Raw genomic sequence first — 20520 nt, 5'->3', positions numbered from 1 at the left:
CGGCTTCCTATGACCAACACGAATGAAACTATTCAAGCTAATCAAATTAATCAAGCAAGTCAGCGAAACAGCCATTTGGTATTGGGCGGGGCTCGTTCTGGTAAGTCTAGTTTTGCAGAGCAACAAGCATTATGTGCGCTTGAAGCATGTTCAAATGGACGCCTCAATTATATTGCGACAGCGACATATCTTGATGATGAAATGCGAGAACGAATCGCGCACCATCAACAACGTCGTGGCGAGCAGTGGATTGAGCATGAAGTACCCGTCGAATTAGCCGAAAAACTGCAGTCTTTTGAGAAAGAAGATGTGGTATTGATTGATTGCCTAACCTTGTGGTTGAACAACATCATCTTTGAACTGGGTGATGACGCAACTAATGAACAGGTTGAAGCCGTGGTTGAAGTATTGGTCAAAAGCGTCGAGCAAAGTCCGGCGCAAATTATCATGGTCTCTAACGAAGTCGGTTTAGGTGTGGTGCCGCTGGGTAAAGTGTCTCGCTTGTTTGTGGACAATGCAGGACGAATGAACCAAGCGCTAGCTCGCGTCGTTGAGCGCGTCACGCTGGTTGCTGCCGGATTGCCGCTGCACTTAAAACCATCTAATCACTTGCTTGATATTCAAGGCTAGGTCGCACACATGGTCAATGGAACAACCAAAAACATCTATTTGTTAAGACATGGCAAAGTCGAAGGAAAAGCTGCGCTCAATGGTTTATCTGATGTGCTGGTCAACTCTGATCTTCAAGAACAGATATGTGAGGCACTAACTACACAAGACATTACCTTTGATAGCGTGGTTAGCTCTCCACTAAGACGATGTGGTGATCTCGCGAGCTTGTTTGCAGAGCGTATGTCTGTGCCTTTATCAGTTGCATCGGGTTTTCAGGAAATGAACTTCGGTGAAGTAGATGGTGTCCCATTTGATGAACTTGAAGACAAGTGGGGAATGTTAGAAACCTTTTGGAAAGCCCCTGCTAATCATCAATTAACTGGCGCAGAAAGTTTACAGAGCTTCCACGACAGAGTAACTCAAGCTTGGTCGCAACTTTTGAATGATTCAAGTGACAACATATTGTTGGTTACTCATGGTGGTGTGATTCGCATACTGCTAGCGCACTGCCTTAATATTGATTGGAAAAACCCGAGTTTGTACTCGAAGTTATCGATAGAAAACGCATCGATAACGCATATTCAAATCACTCAGTTTGCGCAGAGCTTTATCAGCGTTAAATCGATAGGGCTACCTGTTCTCTGAGTGTTCAAAAAACACAGTTTAAGAATTAACAATCTTTTAGATCTGTAAATAGAAACAGAAATATAAATAGAAGTATAAAGCGGCGTTCACAGCCGCTATACCTGATTGGTATTACTACCTACGTGAAAGGAATTTAGTCATGACAACACCAAGTTGGGATCTAAGCATTGCTTATAGCGATCTTAATGATGCAAAAATCGAACAGGACATTGAACTCATTCAGCAGTGCATTGAGCTGTTGAACCTACACGTTGAAAAGCGTCACATCATTCTAGCGATGCAGAACGCGATTCAGACTTCAGAAGCGGCAGGCACGCTACTAAGCACGATCAATACCTTCGCTAATTGTCACGCATCGGTCGACGCGACACACACAGAAGCCAAAGCGCTGCTTGGTCGAGTTGCGAAGCTGAACTCTGAAATGTCTCAAGCGTTTAGCCCTTACGAAGACACGTTAATTCACGCAGAACCAGAATTTATTGATGCAGTATTAGAGCATGAGAGTGCGGACGTAGCAGGCCAACGTTTTGCGATTGAAAGCTCTCGTAAGTTATCAAGCAGCCGACTCAGTGTTGCTGAAGAACAGCTGTTAGCAGCAATGAAAGTGGATGGCCGTGATGCATGGGGTCGTTTATACGACAACCTAACGGGCTCTTTGAAACTGTCGCTAAAACTTGATGGTGAAGAAGAAGCGCTTGGTTTCTCACAAGCGGCGAGCTTGTTGTACGGCAGCGAATTCGACAAACAAGAGCCTGCATGGCGCGCTGTTCAAGGTGCAATGAAGACACACCAAGAGTCATTTGCTTCGATTCTAAATGCGCTTGCAGGTTGGCGCCTGACTGAAAACAAAAAGCGTTCGAAAATCTCAGATGTACATTTCTTAGATCCAAGCTTGCACGGCAGCCGAATTGTGCCTGAAACGCTAGACACCATGATGTCTGTGGCGAAAGCTAATCGCGCAGTAGGCCAGAAAGCGGGTCTGTTGATGGCAAGAGTTCATGGCTTAGATGAAATGAAGCCATGGAACCACTTAGCTGCGATGCCGCCGCTTGGTGACGCTGAATCTAAGGTTTATCCATTTGATGAAGCGATTGAAGTGATCAAAACTGCCTTCGCTGAAGTGAACCCAGAGATGGCTGACTTCGTTGCTTTGATGGTTGAGAATGGTTGGATTGATGCCGCACCAGCAGCCAACAAGCGTTTAGGTGCTTACTGTACTAAGTTTGCCGCGACACGCACACCGCTTGTGTTCATGACATGGAGCGGCAGCCGCTCTGACTTAATGACATTGGCACACGAGCTAGGCCATGCGTTCCACAACTGGGTAATGAAAGACATGCCGTTGTGTCAAACACGCTACCCAATGACGCTAGCAGAAACCGCTTCTATCTTTGCTGAAAACATCGTTCGTGATCACTTGTTAACGCAAGCTCAAACACGTAACGAGAAACTTGAGATGTTATGGGAAGAGTTGTCTTCTTCACTCGCTTTAATGGTGAACATTCCAGTGCGTTTCGAATTCGAAAAAGCCTTCTACGAGCAGCGTGAAAAAGGCGAGCTAACGGCTCAGCAGCTGTGTGACTTGATGGAAACGACTTGGAAAGAGTGGTATGGCGATGCAATGACAGAAGCTGACCCTTACTTCTGGGCGAGCAAACTGCATTTCAGCATCTCTCAAGTAAGCTTCTACAACTACCCATACTTGTTCGGTTACCTGTTCAGTAAAGGTGTTTACGCTCAGCGCGATGCGAAAGGTGAGCAATTCTACGGCGATTACGTTTCGTTGCTTCGTGATACGGGCAGCATGATGGCGGAAGAAGTCGTTCAAAAGCACTTAGGAATGGACCTGACTCAAGCTGATTTTTGGCAACAAAGCATCGACATGGTCAAAGTTCAAATCGATGAATTTGAAAGATTGCTCGATCAGGAAGATTAATTGATCTCAATCTGTTCATAGCAGGTAAGAGCTGTGTTAGCTTACGTGGCTCTTATCTTGCTGGCATAACCTGAGATAAGCCGAAACAACCAAAAGTCTCTTTAAATAGAGAAAGTTATTTGGAACAGATGTCGGTTAGTAAAGTCAGCAGGTAATATAAAAATATATGGGTAGTATTTGTGAGTGATAACGGAGTTTCTGTTGATAAGTGCGATCCTAGCAACACAATTTCTATGTACAATTTATTAACATACGGCCGTGCAATTAAGGAGTAGCGCATGACGAAGACCCTCTTTCGCCAATCATTTCTTTTTGACAGCCTAGATCTTGAGCAAGAAGTGTTTGCAGGACAGACCGTACTGAGTAACGGTGTTCAAATTAAGCTTCATCAACGCGGTGTCTTGGAAGTGATTCCCGCGGATTTTAATTCTGAAACCAAGAACATCATTTTTTCAACCGGTGTTCATGGCGACGAAACTTCACCAATGGAGCTGATCGATAAGCTCATTGAGGATATTGAAACAGGTTTCCAAGTAGTAAACGCGAGATGCTTGTTTATCATAGCTCACCCAGAAGCCACTAACGCGCATACTCGTTTTCTTGATGTGAACATGAATCGTCTGTTTGATGAAAAGCAGTACGAGAGCAATCGAGAAGTGGATATCGCGAAGAACTTGAAGTTCTTGGTGACTGAGTTTTACAAAGAAACGGAACCTGCCACTCGTTGGCATCTAGATTTGCACTGTGCAATCCGTTTATCTAAGCATTACTCGTTTGCAGTGAGCCCTAAAGTTCGCCACGAAGTACGCAGTAAAGAGCTGTTTGATTTCATTAACAGTGCGCACGTGGAAGCAGTGTTGTTGTCAAATGCGCCAACCAGTACATTCAGTTGGTACAGTGCTGAAAACTTCGAAGCGCAAGCACTGACAATGGAACTAGGGCAGGTCGCGAGAATTGGTGAGAACCAACTTGATAAGCTAACGGCTTTTGACTTGGCGATGCGTAACTTGATTGCTGAAGTTGAGCCAGAGCATTTACCTAAGCGAACCATCACTTATCGCGTGAGCAGAACCATTGTTCGTTTACATGATGACTTCGATTTCATGTTCTCAGATTCTGTAGAGAACTTTACCGCGTTCAAGCACGGTGAAGTATTCGGTCATGATGGTGATAAACCGTTAATGGCTAAGAATGAAAACGAAGCGGTGGTGTTCCCTAATCGTAATGTTGCTATCGGTCAACGAGCAGCCTTAATGGTGTGTGAAGTTGAAACGCGATTCGACCATGGTCAGCTTGTGTACGATTAATATCGACTCGGGTTTAAACGACGAAAACAACCGCTCAACTGGTTGAAATATCAAGGTTCACATTACGGTGTGAGCCTTGAGTTTATTTGGGGATACAGGTAAGGTTACGCGAACATTTTCAAAGTAGCTTGATATGGATTTCCAACAACTTCTTCACCAAAAACAGCGCAAATGGACTAGAGCCATTTATCTGATGGCAGCACTGCTTGTCGCGCTGAGTGCGATTTACCTAATGGTTGGCGATCTCTTCATTTCCCCTCTGGGCACATTGTCCACGTTAGAACAAAAACTACTGGTTGATTTACGCTTACCTCGACTATTGGCGGCTATTGCTATCGGGGCAGGGTTAGCCGTATCTGGCGCAAGTTTACAAGTCTTATTGGGTAACGTATTAGCAGAGCCCGGTGTGCTCGGCATTTCTGGTGGTGCAAGCTTGGCGATGGTTATCGTACTGTTCTTCTTGCCGTTTGCTCCTACCCCAGAACTGTTCATGATTGCCGCCGTTTTAGGGTCACTTTGTTTTACCGTGATTCTAGTGAGCATGGTAAAAACCATGCGACTCACCACGGCTAAATTACTGCTAGTGGGTGTCGCGTTAGGCATTCTTTCTGGCGCGATGGTGACATGGGCGTTCTATTTTAGTGATGACTTAAGTCTACGCTTATTGATGTATTGGCTGATGGGCAGCTTAGGTGGCGTCACTTGGTATCAACACTCGCTCACGTTGGTGATGATCCCCGTGATTATTTGGCTGTGCCTGCAAGGTAGTAAGCTAGATAAGTTAATGATTGGCGAAACGCATGCCGCACAGTTAGGCGTAAACGTACCGAGATTGCGCTGGCGTCTAATTTTCGCCGTGTCTATTTTAGTCGGCTGCGCGGTAGCTTTAGGTGGCGTGATCAGCTTTGTTGGCTTGGTTGTGCCACACTTGTTGCGTTTAGCGATTGGTACTGATAACAAATACCTTCTTCCTTTGTCTGCCGTTGCTGGCGCTGCGTTGTTGGTGTTTGCTGATATCTGTGCAAGAACCTTATTAGATTCCGCAGAGCTGCCTTTGGGTGTGATGACCACCAGTATCGGTGCGCCTATCTTCATTTGGATGTTAATTAAAAATCATGATTCAAATTAAGAGCCTGAGCGTCGGCGCTCGTTTATTACCACTATCATTTGAGCTCAAGCAAGGGCAGGTGACTCACGTTATCGGCCCTAATGGCAGCGGTAAAAGTACCTTGCTCGAAGCGATATCTGGAATTGGTGATGGTTACAAAGGCGATATAAAGATCGACGGGCAGGATTTGTCGGAGCTGTCTTTACAAGATTTATCATTGCATCGCGCTTACTTGTGCCAAAGCGCAAGGCCAGCCTTCAACTTAGAAGTGTTCCAATATCTTGCATTGTCACTGCCAGGCTCCTCACACGGCCTTGATGCTGAAATCAACGCAGCTTTGGAAGAAATCAGCCAGATGCTAGACATTGCAGACAAACTTCATCGCTCAATTCAGACACTGTCTGGTGGTGAATGGCAACGCGTACGTTTGGCGGGAATGTGCCTGCAAATTTGGCCGACACTTAACCCATACGCGAAGCTGCTGATCCTCGACGAACCCGCAGCTCCGTTGGATATTGCTCAAGAAGCCTTGTTGTACAAGCTTATCGAACGAGTGGCTGAGAAGGGCATTGCGGTTATTATGGCTAACCACGACCTGAACCGAACCTTGAGGCATGCCGACCAAGTACTGCTGCTCGAAAAGGGCGTACTACAAGCATCTGGCAGTGCAGAGCAAGTGCTTGTGCCTGAACAGCTAGAATCCGTATTTAACACGCAAGTAAAAAGCATCTCGGTCGACAATCAAACTTATCTGCTGTTTGGTTAACTTAAGCTCATCAATACAAGGCAATCTATATGTTTAGATATATTCAACGACGACGAATCAAGAAAGTAATCAAATCACTTTCTGCAAAGTTGGTGAAAGCGTACGGAAGCAGTGACTTTTTCTCTATTGGGCAAGTAGAAACGAGTTCATGTGAATTAAGTAAGCGCCAACAACTGGTTGCCTTAGCATTGTTTGCTGATCCACAAGACCTTGCTGCTGAAATTGCTCCAGCCATTCAATTGCTGCGTAATAATGTGTCTAATGACTTCTTCGGTGGTGAGGAATATAACGCGCGTGATGTACTTAATTTGTTGGGCGGTGGCGGTTGGAAGGGCGGTCGTATGGACGATGATATGTCGAATCGATTTGGCATGAATAGCCGCTATTAGTTTAGCTCGTTCAAATTAACGTTTAATGATTTATCCATTTATAAACGTATACGCTCAATAGCTTAGCGACTTTACAGCAGTCTCAACAACGTAATAATAATGATGATAAAAAGCACTCAATATCATTATTTATGCGAGCGTTTCACTCCAATTAATTCAATGAAAAAATACCTTCCTAGCGATCTATTTTCTTAGGGAATGCGTAATTTTTGTCGGTAAAAATTGATAATTCGAACCAATATCATCTATCTACAACGCATTTGTTTGAGTTGTGTGATGCTGATTCCTATTAATATAAAACCCGCTGTTATTGATAAAATTGACGTATATATTTTTCGTTGTTCTTTAAGTCGGAAACTATAAACCTTCGAATTACGGTGCTGGTTGGTTAGTAACCAATTGGTTTTGTGTTTAGGGTAAAATAATAGAGAGTGGGAAAGTGACAACAATAAATAATAATATTCTAAAAATAGCAGTGGGTATGGCTATGCTATCGAGTGTGCCGTCAGTGGCAAATGCTCATGGTTGGTCTGAGTTTCCAAGCGCGCGTCAGAACACGTGTTACGAGCAAGGCGGGATTTGGTCGGGTACACCACCTAATGCTGCGTGTGCTCAAGCAAAAGACATTTCGGGTTCATACCCGTTTGTTCAACGTAACGAGTACGCGAAAAATGTCCAAGATTTCAATAATATCAATGCTGTAAAAGCGGCGATTCCTGACGGCACGTTATGTTATGCCAACGATTCGCAAAAACGCGGCATGGGTGCGCCTCATACTGGTTGGACTCGTACCGAGCTAAATACTGGTACGTTTGAATATGTATTCAATGCGACAGCGCCACACAACCCTTCTTTCTGGGAGTTCTACCTAACGAAACCAAACGCGGACCTAAGCAAAGGCCTAGCGTGGGGAGACTTAGATCTTATCCAAGAAGAGGGTAACGTTCCGGTTAATGGCGGCAAGTACCGCATTAATGTCACTATTCCTTCAGACCGTTCTGGCGATGCGATTCTATTCGTTCGTTGGCAACGTGATGATGCTGCGGGCGAAGGCTTCTACAACTGTTCAGACATCACTATCGCGGGTGGCACAACCCCTCCACCAGAGCCTACACCTCAACCTGATCTAGTCCGTGGCGACCTGTTTGTTTCTGACCAGTTTGGTACGCCAGAAATTGGTGATACGGTTAAGTACGACATCATCAACAAGTACGGTGAAGTCGCGCGTAGCTTCGACATCGTTATCGACGCTTCAAACGTTAACGATTGGGCTCGCTTGTTGGCTTCAGAGATTAACGGCTGGCACGAAGAGTTTAAAGATGGCGCGATCTTCATTGGTGATTGGCACGCTGAAATGCAGCACTACATGTACTTCCAAAACGATCCTTCACGTAACTTCTTTAACTCAAAAGATAGCCGTGCTTCTGGTCAGTTAACGCTGATTGATGGTGGCGACGGTGGTGTTGAACCATTAAAAGGCGACATCTACGAGCTAGTGAAGAGTGACAACGTAGTGAATGCTGGCGACAAAGTTGTAATTGCAACAAGCGAAGCGGCGACATTGACTCAAACTCAAGGTACTTCTGTAAGCATTCAAAATAACGGCACGGCTTCTATCGTAGTTGATACCACTGGCATCACTGCAAACGAAACTTTATCGTTTATGGCTAGCTCGATTGAAAGCGACAGTTTTGAAACCTTCACTTTTGAAGTAATTGCTGATGAAGGTGGCGTAACACCAGACCCAGATCCAACGCCGGATCCTGATCCGACTCCTGACCCAGACCCTACGCCAGATCCAGGTACGTGGGACTCATCAGCGACTTACCTTGGTGGCGAAGTCGTGACTTACTCGAACCAGTCATGGAAAGCACAATGGTGGGTTCAAGGTGGTACTAACCCTAAAGCGACTTACGAAAATGACAAATGGGGCGTTTGGCGTCCAGCCAACTAATCTTAACTATTGTTAGTTAATTAGCCTTGCAATAATAACCAAGACACCACACTTTTTGACGAGTGTGGTGTCTTTTTTAGCGTCTGCATTTGCGGTTTTGAATGTCATCAGCCTAGAAAAAGTGATTCAGGAACGGAGTCTTAATCACTCAGCACGGCTCTATAAGAAGATGAGAGTTATATAGAAAACAAGAGCTATATAACGTTTTGTAATGTGTTGACGAATTATTCCAGAATAAGGTTTTCTTTAATCTCATCGTTAAGATACCCCTGATCAAAATCTGGTGTCATGAATTCGACGGAGGAGGAGTCTAGATAGCTGGTTTCTAGATAACTCGACTCTAGATAATGGAAATCTAAGTGATCAGCACTTGCGTAGGTGGGAATCGCAGAAAACAAAACGATACTGATCGCTGCAGCGATATTAATGACTTTGTTACGTTGAGAAGTAATTTTCATAGTAGTGCCCTCGAAAGGTGGGCAAATCCATCTGCCTATGAGAATTGAATCTGAGATGTTTAGAAGTCGTAAGACAAACCAAGTGTAATGATGCTGTCGTTGTCGATTGAGCCAATTAGATTGTCGCCAACTTGTAGGTTACCCTCGTTGGTGTTGAAGTAGGTGTATTTCACGTAGGGCGTCCAGTCGTCGATGCTTTTAGAGAGAACGACTTCGTGCTCATTGGTACGGTAGTCACCTTGATGAAAATAGATATTGTCACCGTCATGGGTAAACCCGCCATTGGATCCATCACTGTTTTCGTGAGTGTATTGGTAAGCTAAATCCCAACCGGCGAGTGAGTACCCCGCACCGGCGATGAACTTATTGGTGTTAATCGCGGTGTCGCTTACATTTTCGAGTACTTGCCCTGACTGTTTATATCCCAATCCACTGAATACATTGAAGTTGTCGTTCACTTGATAATCGATAATACCTTCGATTAATAACTCTTCACCGTTGTCCCATTTACCAAGTTCACCGTATAGGTTGAACGTGAAAGACTCGCTGATGTTAAAATCGTGCCCATAACCCGCGGCTAGCCAACCCTGGTCATCAAAACCTATATAGACTTGTCCATTTTCTGAGGTATCGATTAATGCGCCAGCTTCTGTGGTGTAGACACCGTTATCAGCAGCATTAGAGGCAACGTTTTGTTCGATGTAAACTTGAGTCGAAGTCGCAAACGCTGCGCTGCTGAGTAACGTAAGTGGTAGTGCAATAAGGCTAAGTTTGTTCATGGATTCTCCAGTGTCGTTATATTGAATTAACTTGCTGGAGAGTATGTGATTAAACTGAATTTATATTAATAGGGTTAACTTTAGTTAAAACCTCAGTTTCATTTATGTTTTCTTAATGCCGATTTGATTGCTTCGCGGGTTTTGATGTGTTGCTCGTCATTAGCATAGCGGCGGTGATAAAGCATTCGAAACGTGATCGGTCTTAATTTGATGGGGATAGGGTGAACGCGTAAGCCAAGCGCTGGTGCGAGCATTTCTGCAAAAGAACGAGTAGAAGCGGCGATGTAATCTGTCGTGCTTGCCAAAATCAGCATGCTTGAAATTGAGCTGGTTTCAATTCTGACTTTTCTCGGCTCGATATCGCTCTCTGATAAAAACTCGACCGTGTTCATGTTGGCGCGTTTGATCTTGAGTGCAATATGTTCCTCTTGGAAATACTCCTCTTTACTCAGTGTCTCACCAATTCGAGGGTGGTTGATTCGAGTCAGACACACGGGCTCCTCATCGACGATGGTTTCTTCAATCAATGAGTGTTTCTTACTCGAAAGTACATCAATGACGATATCCACTTTTTGTGCAGTAAGCGCATCAAACAGTTCTTCCTCTTCGAGCGGCGCTTCCGTAAAGCTTACGCCTTCAACCTGGCTAACGAAATGAAGCAAGCTCTCTGTGCAATAGACTTTAAGGTCATTCTTTTGCTGCTCAACCGTTCCAATGATGTTCAATGGGTCTTCTATCTTATTAGCGAGTGATACCGCTGCTCCAGTGGGCGCGATACCTCGTCCTTCTCTCACAAATAAAGCCTTGCCCACGACACCTTCGAGTCTCTTAATAGCCGCGCTTACCGCGGGTTGAGAAATATCGAGCTGCTCTGATGCCACGGTGATAGAGCTGTGTTTGTAAACGGCCAAAAATGTCGTCAGTAGATTAAGGTCCAAATTCAGTTCCCTCTATTCTTATTGCCACTCATTCAAATCATTGTGGAGTCACTATTAACTCATAAATGAAATGGAGGTTTTAAGTAAAGTTTACACTATATATCAAGGTTCTGTTTATTAATAAACTTGTTTGCATCGGAGTGAGGAAGGAACTTCATTCATTTACTAAATACTCAGACCGATAGGTGAAACTATGAGAACTTTCGCAAAATTATCAATCATCTCTACAGCAATGATCATCACGACAACCGCTTTTGCTGCTGACCCAATGATGCAATACAACACCAAGCAGACTAACTCTGATATTCAAAAACTCGAGAAATTTGAGTATCACGAGGGTGAAACCCTTGAAGAGTATCTGAGCACTCAACCTAAGGGGAACTTGTATTCTTCAGAAGAAGAAGTGCTTTCTGTGTTAATGGGCGGTGTAAACAATGGTGACTATCGCAAAGAAACCAATTCAGGTTGGAAAGAAGGCCTGATGTTTGAGGGCATTGCACCTTATGGGGATCACATGGTGTCGGGCGCCAACTGGTTCCCACGCACTGAAGAAGTTCAACCGGATGAAATGCGTGTCACGTTCATGGGGACATCACCAATGATTCGCCCGGGGCAGGCAAACACCTCGATATACGTCGAATTGGGTAACGGCTCTAACTTTGTCTTTGATTTAGGTGAAGGATCAATTGCGAACTACGTAGCGGCGGGTGTCGCGATGAATGAACTCGACCATATCTTCATTACTCACTTACACGTAGACCATTACGGCTCGTTACCTTACCTGTATCAATTTGGTGGTTGGAATGGTCGCTGGGAAAAGCCGCTTAACATTTATGGTCCGAGTGGTGCGACTCCAGAATATGGCACTCGTCATATGATTGAAGGCATGCAGCAAATGTTGAACTGGCACACCGACGCATTTGATGTGTTCCCATCAGGCAACGACATAGTGGTACACGAGTTTGATTTCCGCGACGACGGAGGTGTTATCTATGACCAAGACAATGTGGAAGTGATTCACTGGCGACGCAGTCACGCAAAAGATGGCGCGTCTGGTTACCGCTTGAATTGGACTCAAGATGACGGTCGAGTGCTTTCGTTTGTTTGGACAGGAGACGGTCGCCCAACCGAGTTAGATTTGAAATACGCAAAAGGTGCAGACTTGTTCATTACTGAGCTGCAAACCGAAACGTTTGGTGTGTCTTCGATTATTCAAGGTGTGCCGCCATTCTTAGCACGTTACACCGTTGATACTCACCATACACCAGCGTACGCGGCGGGTTATGTGGCGAATGAAGTACAACCGCGTTTGTTCATGACAACGCACATGACATTCGACCCATATCTTAATGAGGAAACCGTTGCAGAGGTTCGCCACCATTGGCAAGGGCCTTACCACTTCGGTGCGCCAGATGGGATTGTCGTTAACATGACTAAAGATAATGCGTGGGTTCGTGAAGGTATTTTACCTGATTTCCCGAATGCGAGAGCGCCACAATTTGATATGGCAGATGGGTCTGACTTTAGAATTCCGCTGCCGAAAAACAGCCGTGAAGACATACAAGAACAAGAGATTCGTGATTTAGAGTTGGATCCAAAACTGTACTACCCAGAAGGCTACCACCCAGAGCTGTTAACAGAGTGGCCAGTCGACCGTGACATCGTAATCCCAGCTGAACAAGTACCAGAAGCAATGAAGCAAGGTATGAACACCAAGCAAGAATACATGGATAGAGTGCGTGCTCACCACAATCTTGAGCGCAAGTCGGTAAGTCGTCCAACTGAGCCTGGTGAAGGAGTAGGAACCGATAACAAATAGGGTATTTGCAGTGAGGGCTGATATTGCCCTCACATCCTAAAAAGTTAGGTAAATAAACCCATTCTCTTACTCAATCATAAAACTATTGCTTACAACTTCTTTGCTTAGAATATCTGGAGTTCATTATGAAAAAATCAATTTTAGCGGTCGTCATTCTATCTTTAGTGTCAGCGTCTGTTTTCGCTAACGGACAATCAAATGCTCACAACTATCAACCTGGTGCGACGAATAACTCAGAACGTTTAGCGGATATTGATCCTAACTACGAACTGACCTTACCTTCAGAAAAAGAAGGCTACACCATGTATGACAACCAATCCATGTCAGATGGCGGGACCTACACAACGTATGTTAAACCGAATCCTTCCGATGCAATGCATGTAGCCGATGAAGGCTCGCTAAGAATAACGCATGGAGAAGGTGGTGTCATTATGACGGAATACACCACAAAGAATGGCCAACACACGTTTTCAGTGATGTGTGGCTACACCTCGGGTCCATCGTACTGGGCTGACGGAAAACCAGCGAAGGTATGTGAAGAGGCGCAAGCACTAGCGGTTGCATTGGAAGCAAAAGGTGAATGGGAGGTGAAGCCAATGACTTACACCATCGCACCAGCAAGAATCGTAGTTGATAAGTGATTTTTGTCTACAGAACGCTCGTTATATCGAGCCTTGTTATCCAATCACATTGATTATTTGTAGTGAGACAGAGGGGTACTCAGGCTGAAATGCTCATGAAGTTCCCCTCAGCTTAGCTCACCTTACAAGAAGCTAAGTCAGCCAACTAATCAAATTTGTATTCGAAAATACAGAAGGTCTATCCCATGAAAAATACCATTAAGCTACTGGCTATCGCATGTGTTTTACTTACTCCAATGCTTGTCGCCGCTGCCGAACATAATCACAGTCACAATCATTTTAACCCTGAATTAGAGAAACTTGGCGACGATATTATTGGTCTAACCGTGTGTTACAAAAATGGTCATCTATCAGATGAGAATCAAGAGCCTGCGTTTATGAACCTTATCAACCACGCCAATGTAGAAGGTGAGGAGCTGGGGATGTTCTACATGGACAAATTGGGCCCTAAAGCCGAGCAAATCATGAGTGATGATGAGGCTCGACGTTTATGGACCGAAGAATATTGTGCTGATTTAACTGATACCTATTTGGACTCACACAAGTTAGCTCAAAGAGCAAATGAACATCAAAGTCATTCACACGGCCACGATCATGGACATCACCATAATCACGATCACCATGGACATGGCGATTTAACGCCAGAGGTACTTGAACAAGATATTGAGAGAGGGCGTTTACTCAGTATCAACTAAGCCCAATAAGATAAGTTCATCTAACCTATTGTTAAATATTCACTATTTGTTAGTGTGTTTAGGTGCACATTGAGGATGTGTTTCATATTTAGCGAAGAAATATTAGGAGTTGCGATGAGTATTATAGTGAGACGGTCTGAGCCGTCAGATGCGAAGGGAATAAAAGAAGTTTACGAATGCACTAATGCTTATACCGGTACGCTGCAACTCCCAAATCCATCTCTGGAAAGCTGGCAAAAACGAATCTCTAATATACCTGACAACGTGTACTCGTATGTCGCGATGATCGACGATGAGATTGTTGGCAACTTGGGAATGGAAGTGTGCGTGAATCCAAGAAGACGACATGTGGCTTCATTTGGTATGGGTGTTAAAGACGATGTGCTAGGCAAAGGTGTGGGTAGTCAGCTGCTCGCGACCGCGATCGACTTGTGTGATAACTGGATTAACATCAAGCGAATGGAGTTAACGGTATACACCGATAATGAAAGAGCGATCAGCCTGTATAAGAAGTTCGGTTTCGTGATTGAAGGAGAGTCCGCAGGGTTCGCTTTCAGAAATGGCGAATATGTGGCGGCTTATCATATGGCTCGACTGGTATAGCATTTAGCTACGATTAACACACAGCTACGATTAACACAGTTAGAATTAACTGACAGATAATAAAACGCCACGTTATTTAAACGTGGCGTTTGCTATTTTGGTGCGCTGGTGCTTTAAAGAGCTACAGCCATAACCTTAGTTCAGTCGTAAACTTAGTTAAGCCGTTAGTGGCTCAAGGTTCGCAGGACGGTAGTGTACAGATTTTAGTACTTTACCTTGGCGAACTGTCTTGCCTTCCGATACGAAATCTTCCGCACACTTAGCGATGATGTATTCGCCTTTTTGAACCGCCATCAGCTTGATGTTCTGCTCAGCATAGAAAGCTTCTGTTTCAGCATATTCAGTTTCGTTGCGACATACTTTGCTCATGTTGCTTGAGTGTACTTCGTCCCAGCAAGGTAAGAAGTCAATTGAGCGGTTTTTAGAAACATTCAACAGTAGGTCGATCAGGTAGCTGATTGCTAGGTTGTCTTCAACCTTAGCTTGGCCAAGGTGAACCAGACGTCCCATCAAAACATAAACGCTGTCTACGATAGCGTCCGCTTGTTCGATTTTAGAGTCAGCTTCTGCAAGTTCTGTTAGTTCTTCGATCGCTAGAGAGGTATGTAGCGTATCGCCTTTTTCGTCCATTGTTTCAGGAGCAGCAACAGGCAGATCAAAAGTACTGCGGAACTCTTCAATGTCGCGGTAAAGGTGATCGTAGATTTCTTGGCTTAGTTGAGAAAGGTTCATTTTCCTATCCATTCTGTTTCGTTAATGGATTATTTTACCAAAGCTAGGAATAGGGTGCTAACGCAAAGTCGAAGAAGTCGACTTTTATTCATTGGACCAATGAGGTATTTTGCATACAAACCAATTGATTATTATGTTTTTTTACACTTTACTCTTCTTAATATACCAAATATTAATGTTGCCATTAACTTCGGCTGCAGTGGGATCCCAGTTATGAACCAAGCCAGTGAAAGCGAAATTGTTATACGTCGCTTGTATCAAATCACCAATGATTACCGGAAGGGCTTCGATATTCAGATCGCTCAGCTGCTTATCATGGGGCTTGAACGCTTCAACCTTGATATCGGTATTTTATCTAAAGTCGAGGGTAATTCTTATTTAGTCGAGCACTGTGTTACGCCAGAAGGGGTTGAACTCAATAGCGGTGACACCTTCGATTATCGTTCAACCTATTGCGAAATTACATGTAAATCGATTGGTCCTATCTGCATTGAGCATTGTGGCAAACACGATAAGTATGCGAAGCACCCTGCTTACCAGTCTTTTGGTTTAGAGTCTTATATTGGCATCCCGATTTTCGTTAATGATGAGCTTTATGGCACTTTAAACTTTTCAAGCCCAGCCCCCTATCATCGCGAGTTCAAAGAGTTCGATGTCGACGTGATGAGACTAATGGCATCATGGATTGAAGTGGAGCTGGTTAGAAGACAGCAAGAACGAAAACTCAAAGAGCTGAATGAGAAGTTAGAGTACCAAGCTTTATATGACCCTCTCACTCATCTACCGAATAGACGTTGCTTGTTTAAAACGTTGAATGCAGAAGTGGAGCAGTTAAAAGGCTCTTTAGGAAAGGGCACTTTGGCTGTTGTCGATATCGATTTCTTTAAGCAGGTAAATGATACTTATGGTCATCAAATGGGTGACGTTGTGTTGAAGAAAGTTGCCAATGTTCTGAGCAGCAACACTCAAGAAGGTGAGTTTGTTGCACGTTTTGGCGGAGAGGAGTTCATTCTGTGGTACCCAAATAGTAACCCAAGTGGTGTTGAAGATAAGTTCAGATCGCTTTTGGAAGATATGAAGAAAATTACACTCGATAGAAAACCTGTCACGGTATCAATCGGGGCGTGTCATTTTGAATTGAGTACGGGTGATAGCAAAGGGGAAAGGATGTCGGCACTCGACTCTTTGATCAAAGTGGCTGACGAGTGTTTATATATCGCCAAACAAAATGGACGAGATCAGTTTGTATCTCGTCCATATCATCAAGAACGCGCAAGTTCGTAAATACAGAAAACGTATTGCATTTTCCGATTCGGAATAGCTTAACTGAACAGGTAAGGGAACAGTTTACGGCGTTCTTCTGGTGTTAAAGACTCAACTCTCGCGATGTTGGTATCAGGAATCGCTTCAGGGTTAGGGTAGTGCTTTAACACCTTTTCCATACTTGCTTCACGAATCAAATGGTAAACCGGGTACGGAGAACGGTTCGTTAGGTTTTCATCGTCTTCTGGATCTGCACCACCAAAGCAATAGTCTGGATGGAAGGTTGCCACTTGGTAAACGCCTTCCCAATCTTCTTGCTTGATCAACGCTTCAATCCAATCAATGAACATGTTGTAGTCGAAGAAATCTTGCAGCATGTTGGGTACAACCACCAAAGTCGTCTCCAACTCTGCGACAGGCGTGTTATCTAACTCTACGAAATGCGTCATGATGTCTTCCAATAACGCTTCTTCCGTATTCGCTTCACTCACAAAGATCTTAATCTGTTTATTACGTTGTGGCTTGGCTGCGAATGGACACAGGTTTAGGCCAATAACGACATCATCTAACCATTGTTTAACTTGGTCGTGGATGGTTTGAAGATCTGTGCTTTGAGTGTTCGACATAACAGGTTCCGAAATGAAATTTTGCGTAGGATATCAGAACGGACGTCAATCAAAAGCAATAATTGAGTTACAACCTTAGTCGTACTTATGCTTGTGCGAGCTTAGAGGCCGATACTTGAAGTTGTTTTAATTGGTAGACCCAAGCAAATATCGCAACATAGAAGATTGAACCGCCCGCAATCACGCCATTCCAACCGAACAGTTGCCAGCAATACAAGAGTAAGAAACCACCTAAGCTCCCGCCTATGTAATAGTGTACTAAGTAAAGAGCGGTTGCCGTTGCCTTAGCGCTCGGTGCTTTTTGACTTACCCAAGAGTAGGCAAGGGTATGGGCGAAGAACGCGCCGCCACTAATCAATAACAAGCCTGCTAGCATGAACGGAACTTTGTCGACTGCAGAAATTAGCATTCCGATTAAGCTAATACACACGCCCATCAATATTCCGCTTAACGGGTCAAAGCGAAGTGTCCATTTGTTGGAGAGCTTAGAGCTTACCGTACCGGCCAAGTAACATAGGAATATCAGTGAAGCTAAACCAACGGGTACCGAGTGAGGTTCGGATACTAGCCTAAAGCCCATTACAGAGTACAGGTTAACAAACAGCGCGAAGTTAGCACCACCAATCAACATGGCAAGCCACAAGGTACGGTTTCTTAAGTGCATTACAACGGAGCGGTTGTGATGAAAGAACAGCCCTTTTTGAGGTTTGAAGTTCTGTTGGTCAGGTAGGCGATAGGCAATAAAGAGTGCACCAAGCAATGAACCGACAACGAAAAACAGTACAGTTGCATGCCAATCGAAATAGTCTGTAATTAAGCCGCCTAATACACGTCCGAAGATTCCACCCAATGAGTTGGCCGCAATATAACCTCCAATCGCGACAGCAAAGGCTTTGGGTGTTAACTCCTCAACCATATAGGCAACCGCCACACCAGCAAACGCCGCCACAGCGATGCCCATAAATGCGCGGGCAATAACGAGTTGCAACAAGGTAGTCGTGAACACCATGCTTAACCCTATTAATGGGATAGCGAACAGACTGAACAGAATAATGGGTTTACGACCAAAGGTTTCAGAGGCAATTGCCCAAGGTACCAAGCTAATCGAAAGGCCGAGTGTTGTAGCAGCAAACAACCAGTTGATCTGAGTTTCAGATACTTGGAAGTGCTCCGCCATGTGCGGCAAGATTGGCTGAAAGAGGTAAAGGTTACAGAAAATGATAAACGAGCCAATCGCCAATGATTGGGTGATGCGTTTGTATTGAAGACTGCCTTTATCAAACATTTACGTTGTGCCTGCACGAGTTAGTAAGCTATTTGTGAACAAGTTATCAGCACAAGTGTGATTAAAGAAATATATTAAAAATATCACCTATATATATTAAATATATCGCCATGCTTGAATCAAAACCTCTTCGACATTTTCTGGCTGTTGCGCAGTTTGGTAACTTCACTCAGGCCGCCAAAGCGCTGCATATCGCGCAGCCCGCATTGAGCATTTCTATTAAAAAACTAGAACAGACGCTTGAGTTGATTCTATTCCGTCGAGGCGATAAATCCGTCACTTTAACGGAGGAGGGCAAAGTACTGTTTGAGCATGCAAAGCGAATCGCCCAGCAGTTTGATGATGCTCAGCTCGCGATGAATGAACTAAAGGGGCTAGAAAAAGGCGAGGTTCGATTAGGCGCTCCAAGTATGATGGGCAGTTACTTTTTCCCCCAAGTAGTGATGGCATTTAAAAGCCAATACCCAAACCTAAAGTTGACCTTGATTGATGCTGGCACCGCATCGATTCGTGAAATGCTGTTAAACGGCGAACTCGATATTGGCGTAATTAATCATGAGAACGTTCCAGATGATTTGGAAACGGATCATCTGTTAAGCTCAGAAATGTTAGCTGTAGTTGGCAAAGATCACCCACTGGCAACGCAACCATCCATCACCTTTGAAGAATTCTTTGCTCAAGAGCTGATCATGTTTAAATCGGGCTATTTCCACCGCGATTTTATTGATGCGACCTGTAAGAAGTACGATCTTGATATGACCATTGCGTTTGAAACCAACTTGCTCCCGATGATTCTTTCTATCGTTAAACAAGAGTTTGCGATCACCGCGCTGTTGAGCTTAGTGACGGAATATGAGAAAGACGTGATAGGCGTGCCATTTAAAGACCCTGTAAAACTGAATCTATCGTTGGCCTGGAGAAAGGAAGGGTATTTGTCGAAAGCCGATAGAACCTTTATTGATTTCGTTAAGCGGTATGTGTGATTTAGTAAGATTTAAATAAACAAAGCCCGAACATCCTAGATTGGATATTCGGGCTTTGTTGTATAGAAGTATGACTGGCTCAGAGCACGTTAGGTGTTTTTTGAGTTATACATCTTATCGAAGTTTTTCTGATTCCAGCCGACCATCACTTGATCGCCGATTTTAAGCACGGGGATAGAACGAGCACCCATTGCTTGCAATTCTTTACGGCCACGCTGCATCTTTGCATTCGTCAGGCGGTAAACAATTTTCTTAGAGTCTAAATACCTTTGGGCATCTTTACAGTGCGGGCATTTGTCTGCGACGTACAATACAACACGTTTCATTTTTACAATCTCTTTTTGAGTGTAGCTCTTGGTGAATCTCGCTAAAGTGTAACGAATCCTAGGTGATTAGAAAAGTGTGATCAGTTACACTATGCGGCTCAATTTTCAAGACCACAACGTATTGTCGTGGTGTAACTTGTACGGTCTTTCAGCATGCATCCTTCTTTACGCTATATTCAAGGCTATCCTAAGCACATTCTTGATCCTGTTACTCAACTTGTAGAGTCGGGTAAATTGGTGCCTTGGTTTGAAGCTCGCTACCCAAAGAATCATGAAATAAAAAGCGAGAAAGCCCTGTTTGACTATGCGATTGAGATAAAAAATCGCTACATGAAAAAAACACCACCGATCAGCAAAGTGATTTACGACGGCAAGATACACCTAATCAATAATGCGTTAGGTCTGCATTCTTACGTTGCTAAGAATCACGGTGGAAAGATCAAATCAAAGAATGAAATTCGTATCGCCAGTGTTTTTAAAAATGCACCAGAACCTTTGCTAAGAATGCTGGTGGTACACGAACTGGCGCATATCAAAGAGAAAGAGCACGACAAAGCCTTTTACCAACTATGCTGTCACATGGAACCGGAATATCATCAACTTGAGTTGGATGCCCGTTTATTCATGATGTATTTAGATTTAAAGAAGTAGCCCA

General features: G+C 44.1%; 22 protein-coding genes. 15 read left to right on the top strand and 7 right to left on the bottom strand.

The window, feature by feature from the left end:
* The first annotated feature begins 9 nt into the window (after positions 1-9).
* From cobU to AB6E30_RS16105, 8 genes are all read left to right on the top strand, one after another.
* A complete protein-coding gene (cobU, locus tag AB6E30_RS16140) occupies positions 10-630 on the top strand; it encodes a bifunctional adenosylcobinamide kinase/adenosylcobinamide-phosphate guanylyltransferase (RefSeq protein ID WP_017059154.1) in 621 nt (206 codons plus the stop codon).
* Between the two features lie 9 nt (positions 631-639).
* Entirely contained in the window at positions 640-1257 is a 618-nt protein-coding gene (locus AB6E30_RS16135; RefSeq protein WP_372104398.1) for a histidine phosphatase family protein, read from the top strand.
* A gap of 139 nt (positions 1258-1396) precedes the next feature.
* Positions 1397-3193, top strand: coding sequence for a M3 family oligoendopeptidase (locus tag AB6E30_RS16130; protein ID WP_372104396.1), 1797 nt, complete (start codon positions 1397-1399; stop codon positions 3191-3193).
* A gap of 278 nt (positions 3194-3471) precedes the next feature.
* Positions 3472-4500, top strand: a complete 1029-nt coding sequence (locus AB6E30_RS16125; protein WP_017059157.1) for a succinylglutamate desuccinylase — start codon at positions 3472-3474, stop codon at positions 4498-4500.
* Between the two features lie 133 nt (positions 4501-4633).
* Positions 4634-5629, top strand: a complete 996-nt coding sequence (gene btuC, locus AB6E30_RS16120; protein WP_017065523.1) for a vitamin B12 ABC transporter permease BtuC — start codon at positions 4634-4636, stop codon at positions 5627-5629.
* On the top strand, positions 5616-6374 hold the full coding sequence (gene btuD / locus AB6E30_RS16115) for a vitamin B12 ABC transporter ATP-binding protein BtuD (protein ID WP_102320088.1): 759 nt from the start codon (positions 5616-5618) through the stop codon (positions 6372-6374). Before btuC ends, btuD begins: the two co-directional genes overlap by 14 nt.
* Positions 6375-6403: 29 nt before the next feature.
* Complete coding sequence (locus AB6E30_RS16110; RefSeq protein WP_102320089.1) at positions 6404-6763, top strand: DUF6559 family protein; 360 nt, start codon at positions 6404-6406, stop codon at positions 6761-6763.
* A 487-nt stretch (positions 6764-7250) separates the two neighbouring features.
* Positions 7251-8717 carry a lytic polysaccharide monooxygenase gene (locus AB6E30_RS16105; protein ID WP_102393908.1) on the top strand — a complete coding sequence of 489 codons (1467 nt, stop codon included), beginning with the start codon at positions 7251-7253 and terminating at the stop codon, positions 8715-8717.
* Between the two features lie 224 nt (positions 8718-8941).
* On the opposite strand, the gene AB6E30_RS16100 is transcribed toward AB6E30_RS16105, so the two are convergent.
* The 3 genes from AB6E30_RS16100 to AB6E30_RS16090 all read right to left on the bottom strand — a co-directional run bounded on the left by AB6E30_RS16100 (position 8942) and on the right by AB6E30_RS16090 (position 10892).
* Entirely contained in the window at positions 8942-9175 is a 234-nt protein-coding gene (locus tag AB6E30_RS16100; RefSeq protein WP_368084369.1) for a hypothetical protein, read from the bottom strand.
* Positions 9176-9234: 59 nt separating this feature from the next.
* Positions 9235-9954, bottom strand: a complete 720-nt coding sequence (locus tag AB6E30_RS16095; RefSeq protein ID WP_372104393.1) for a hypothetical protein — start codon at positions 9952-9954, stop codon at positions 9235-9237.
* 98 nt (positions 9955-10052) lie between these two features.
* A complete protein-coding gene (locus AB6E30_RS16090) occupies positions 10053-10892 on the bottom strand; it encodes a LysR family transcriptional regulator (protein ID WP_017070907.1) in 840 nt (279 codons plus the stop codon).
* Between the two features lie 193 nt (positions 10893-11085).
* On the opposite strand from AB6E30_RS16090, the gene gntH reads away from it, so the two are divergent.
* The 4 genes from gntH to AB6E30_RS16070 all read left to right on the top strand — a co-directional run bounded on the left by gntH (position 11086) and on the right by AB6E30_RS16070 (position 14650).
* Entirely contained in the window at positions 11086-12711 is a 1626-nt protein-coding gene (gntH, locus tag AB6E30_RS16085; protein WP_372104390.1) for a guanitoxin biosynthesis MBL fold metallo-hydrolase GntH, read from the top strand.
* A 125-nt stretch (positions 12712-12836) separates the two neighbouring features.
* On the top strand, positions 12837-13352 hold the full coding sequence (locus tag AB6E30_RS16080; protein ID WP_108161524.1) for a hypothetical protein: 516 nt from the start codon (positions 12837-12839) through the stop codon (positions 13350-13352).
* Between the two features lie 185 nt (positions 13353-13537).
* The gene (locus tag AB6E30_RS16075; RefSeq protein WP_372104387.1) at positions 13538-14047 is read left to right on the top strand and encodes a hypothetical protein; all 510 of its coding nucleotides are present in this window, start codon (positions 13538-13540) and stop codon (positions 14045-14047) included.
* Positions 14048-14161: 114 nt separating this feature from the next.
* On the top strand, positions 14162-14650 hold the full coding sequence (locus AB6E30_RS16070; protein WP_048658534.1) for a GNAT family N-acetyltransferase: 489 nt from the start codon (positions 14162-14164) through the stop codon (positions 14648-14650).
* A 156-nt stretch (positions 14651-14806) separates the two neighbouring features.
* On the opposite strand, the gene AB6E30_RS16065 is transcribed toward AB6E30_RS16070, so the two are convergent.
* Positions 14807-15382, bottom strand: a complete 576-nt coding sequence (locus AB6E30_RS16065) for a nucleoside triphosphate pyrophosphohydrolase family protein (protein ID WP_017059167.1) — start codon at positions 15380-15382, stop codon at positions 14807-14809.
* Between the two features lie 213 nt (positions 15383-15595).
* On the opposite strand from AB6E30_RS16065, the gene AB6E30_RS16060 reads away from it, so the two are divergent.
* Positions 15596-16666 carry a diguanylate cyclase domain-containing protein gene (locus tag AB6E30_RS16060; RefSeq protein ID WP_372104384.1) on the top strand — a complete coding sequence of 357 codons (1071 nt, stop codon included), beginning with the start codon at positions 15596-15598 and terminating at the stop codon, positions 16664-16666.
* 38 nt (positions 16667-16704) lie between these two features.
* Here AB6E30_RS16060 and AB6E30_RS16055 read toward each other — a convergent pair whose 3' ends face one another.
* Together AB6E30_RS16055 and AB6E30_RS16050 are read right to left on the bottom strand one after the other, a co-directional pair.
* Positions 16705-17271, bottom strand: coding sequence for a DUF1415 domain-containing protein (locus AB6E30_RS16055; protein WP_017096948.1), 567 nt, complete (start codon positions 17269-17271; stop codon positions 16705-16707).
* Positions 17272-17356: 85 nt separating this feature from the next.
* Positions 17357-18556, bottom strand: coding sequence for an MFS transporter (locus AB6E30_RS16050; RefSeq protein WP_017070902.1), 1200 nt, complete (start codon positions 18554-18556; stop codon positions 17357-17359).
* 110 nt (positions 18557-18666) lie between these two features.
* Here AB6E30_RS16050 and AB6E30_RS16045 point away from each other — a divergent pair, with 110 nt between their 5' ends.
* Positions 18667-19539: a LysR family transcriptional regulator gene (locus AB6E30_RS16045; RefSeq protein WP_372104381.1), complete on the top strand. Its 873-nt coding sequence runs from the start codon at positions 18667-18669 to the stop codon at positions 19537-19539.
* An 89-nt stretch (positions 19540-19628) separates the two neighbouring features.
* Here the strand turns inward: AB6E30_RS16045 and AB6E30_RS16040 are convergent, their stop codons facing one another.
* The gene (locus tag AB6E30_RS16040; RefSeq protein WP_016786183.1) at positions 19629-19865 is read right to left on the bottom strand and encodes a glutaredoxin family protein; all 237 of its coding nucleotides are present in this window, start codon (positions 19863-19865) and stop codon (positions 19629-19631) included.
* A gap of 153 nt (positions 19866-20018) precedes the next feature.
* On the opposite strand from AB6E30_RS16040, the gene AB6E30_RS16035 reads away from it, so the two are divergent.
* The gene (locus AB6E30_RS16035; protein WP_004734935.1) at positions 20019-20516 is read left to right on the top strand and encodes a YgjP-like metallopeptidase domain-containing protein; all 498 of its coding nucleotides are present in this window, start codon (positions 20019-20021) and stop codon (positions 20514-20516) included.
* Positions 20517-20520 lie beyond the last annotated feature (4 nt).

This window comes from Vibrio sp. 10N.247.311.12, from assembly GCF_041467515.1.
Classification (GTDB): domain Bacteria; phylum Pseudomonadota; class Gammaproteobacteria; order Enterobacterales; family Vibrionaceae; genus Vibrio; species Vibrio crassostreae_C.
Note: the sequence above shows the minus strand (reverse complement) of the source record. Positions and strands in the feature narration are given on the sequence as shown.

Coding starts and splice junctions, on each gene's coding strand:
- btuC (WP_017065523.1), top strand. CDS start 4,634: ATGGATTTCCAACAACTTCTTCACCAAAAACAGCGCAAATGGACTAGA.
- AB6E30_RS16070 (WP_048658534.1), top strand. CDS start 14,162: ATGAGTATTATAGTGAGACGGTCTGAGCCGTCAGATGCGAAGGGAATA.
- gntH (WP_372104390.1), top strand. CDS start 11,086: ATGAGAACTTTCGCAAAATTATCAATCATCTCTACAGCAATGATCATC.
- AB6E30_RS16135 (WP_372104398.1), top strand. CDS start 640: ATGGTCAATGGAACAACCAAAAACATCTATTTGTTAAGACATGGCAAA.
- AB6E30_RS16105 (WP_102393908.1), top strand. CDS start 7,251: ATGCTATCGAGTGTGCCGTCAGTGGCAAATGCTCATGGTTGGTCTGAG.
- AB6E30_RS16110 (WP_102320089.1), top strand. CDS start 6,404: ATGTTTAGATATATTCAACGACGACGAATCAAGAAAGTAATCAAATCA.
- AB6E30_RS16100 (WP_368084369.1), bottom strand. CDS start 9,175: ATGAAAATTACTTCTCAACGTAACAAAGTCATTAATATCGCTGCAGCG.
- AB6E30_RS16055 (WP_017096948.1), bottom strand. CDS start 17,271: ATGTCGAACACTCAAAGCACAGATCTTCAAACCATCCACGACCAAGTT.
- AB6E30_RS16045 (WP_372104381.1), top strand. CDS start 18,667: ATGCTTGAATCAAAACCTCTTCGACATTTTCTGGCTGTTGCGCAGTTT.
- AB6E30_RS16060 (WP_372104384.1), top strand. CDS start 15,596: ATGAACCAAGCCAGTGAAAGCGAAATTGTTATACGTCGCTTGTATCAA.
- AB6E30_RS16130 (WP_372104396.1), top strand. CDS start 1,397: ATGACAACACCAAGTTGGGATCTAAGCATTGCTTATAGCGATCTTAAT.
- cobU (WP_017059154.1), top strand. CDS start 10: ATGACCAACACGAATGAAACTATTCAAGCTAATCAAATTAATCAAGCA.
- AB6E30_RS16065 (WP_017059167.1), bottom strand. CDS start 15,382: ATGAACCTTTCTCAACTAAGCCAAGAAATCTACGATCACCTTTACCGC.
- AB6E30_RS16050 (WP_017070902.1), bottom strand. CDS start 18,556: ATGTTTGATAAAGGCAGTCTTCAATACAAACGCATCACCCAATCATTG.
- AB6E30_RS16080 (WP_108161524.1), top strand. CDS start 12,837: ATGAAAAAATCAATTTTAGCGGTCGTCATTCTATCTTTAGTGTCAGCG.
- AB6E30_RS16075 (WP_372104387.1), top strand. CDS start 13,538: ATGAAAAATACCATTAAGCTACTGGCTATCGCATGTGTTTTACTTACT.
- AB6E30_RS16095 (WP_372104393.1), bottom strand. CDS start 9,954: ATGAACAAACTTAGCCTTATTGCACTACCACTTACGTTACTCAGCAGC.
- btuD (WP_102320088.1), top strand. CDS start 5,616: ATGATTCAAATTAAGAGCCTGAGCGTCGGCGCTCGTTTATTACCACTA.
- AB6E30_RS16125 (WP_017059157.1), top strand. CDS start 3,472: ATGACGAAGACCCTCTTTCGCCAATCATTTCTTTTTGACAGCCTAGAT.
- AB6E30_RS16040 (WP_016786183.1), bottom strand. CDS start 19,865: ATGAAACGTGTTGTATTGTACGTCGCAGACAAATGCCCGCACTGTAAA.
- AB6E30_RS16035 (WP_004734935.1), top strand. CDS start 20,019: ATGCATCCTTCTTTACGCTATATTCAAGGCTATCCTAAGCACATTCTT.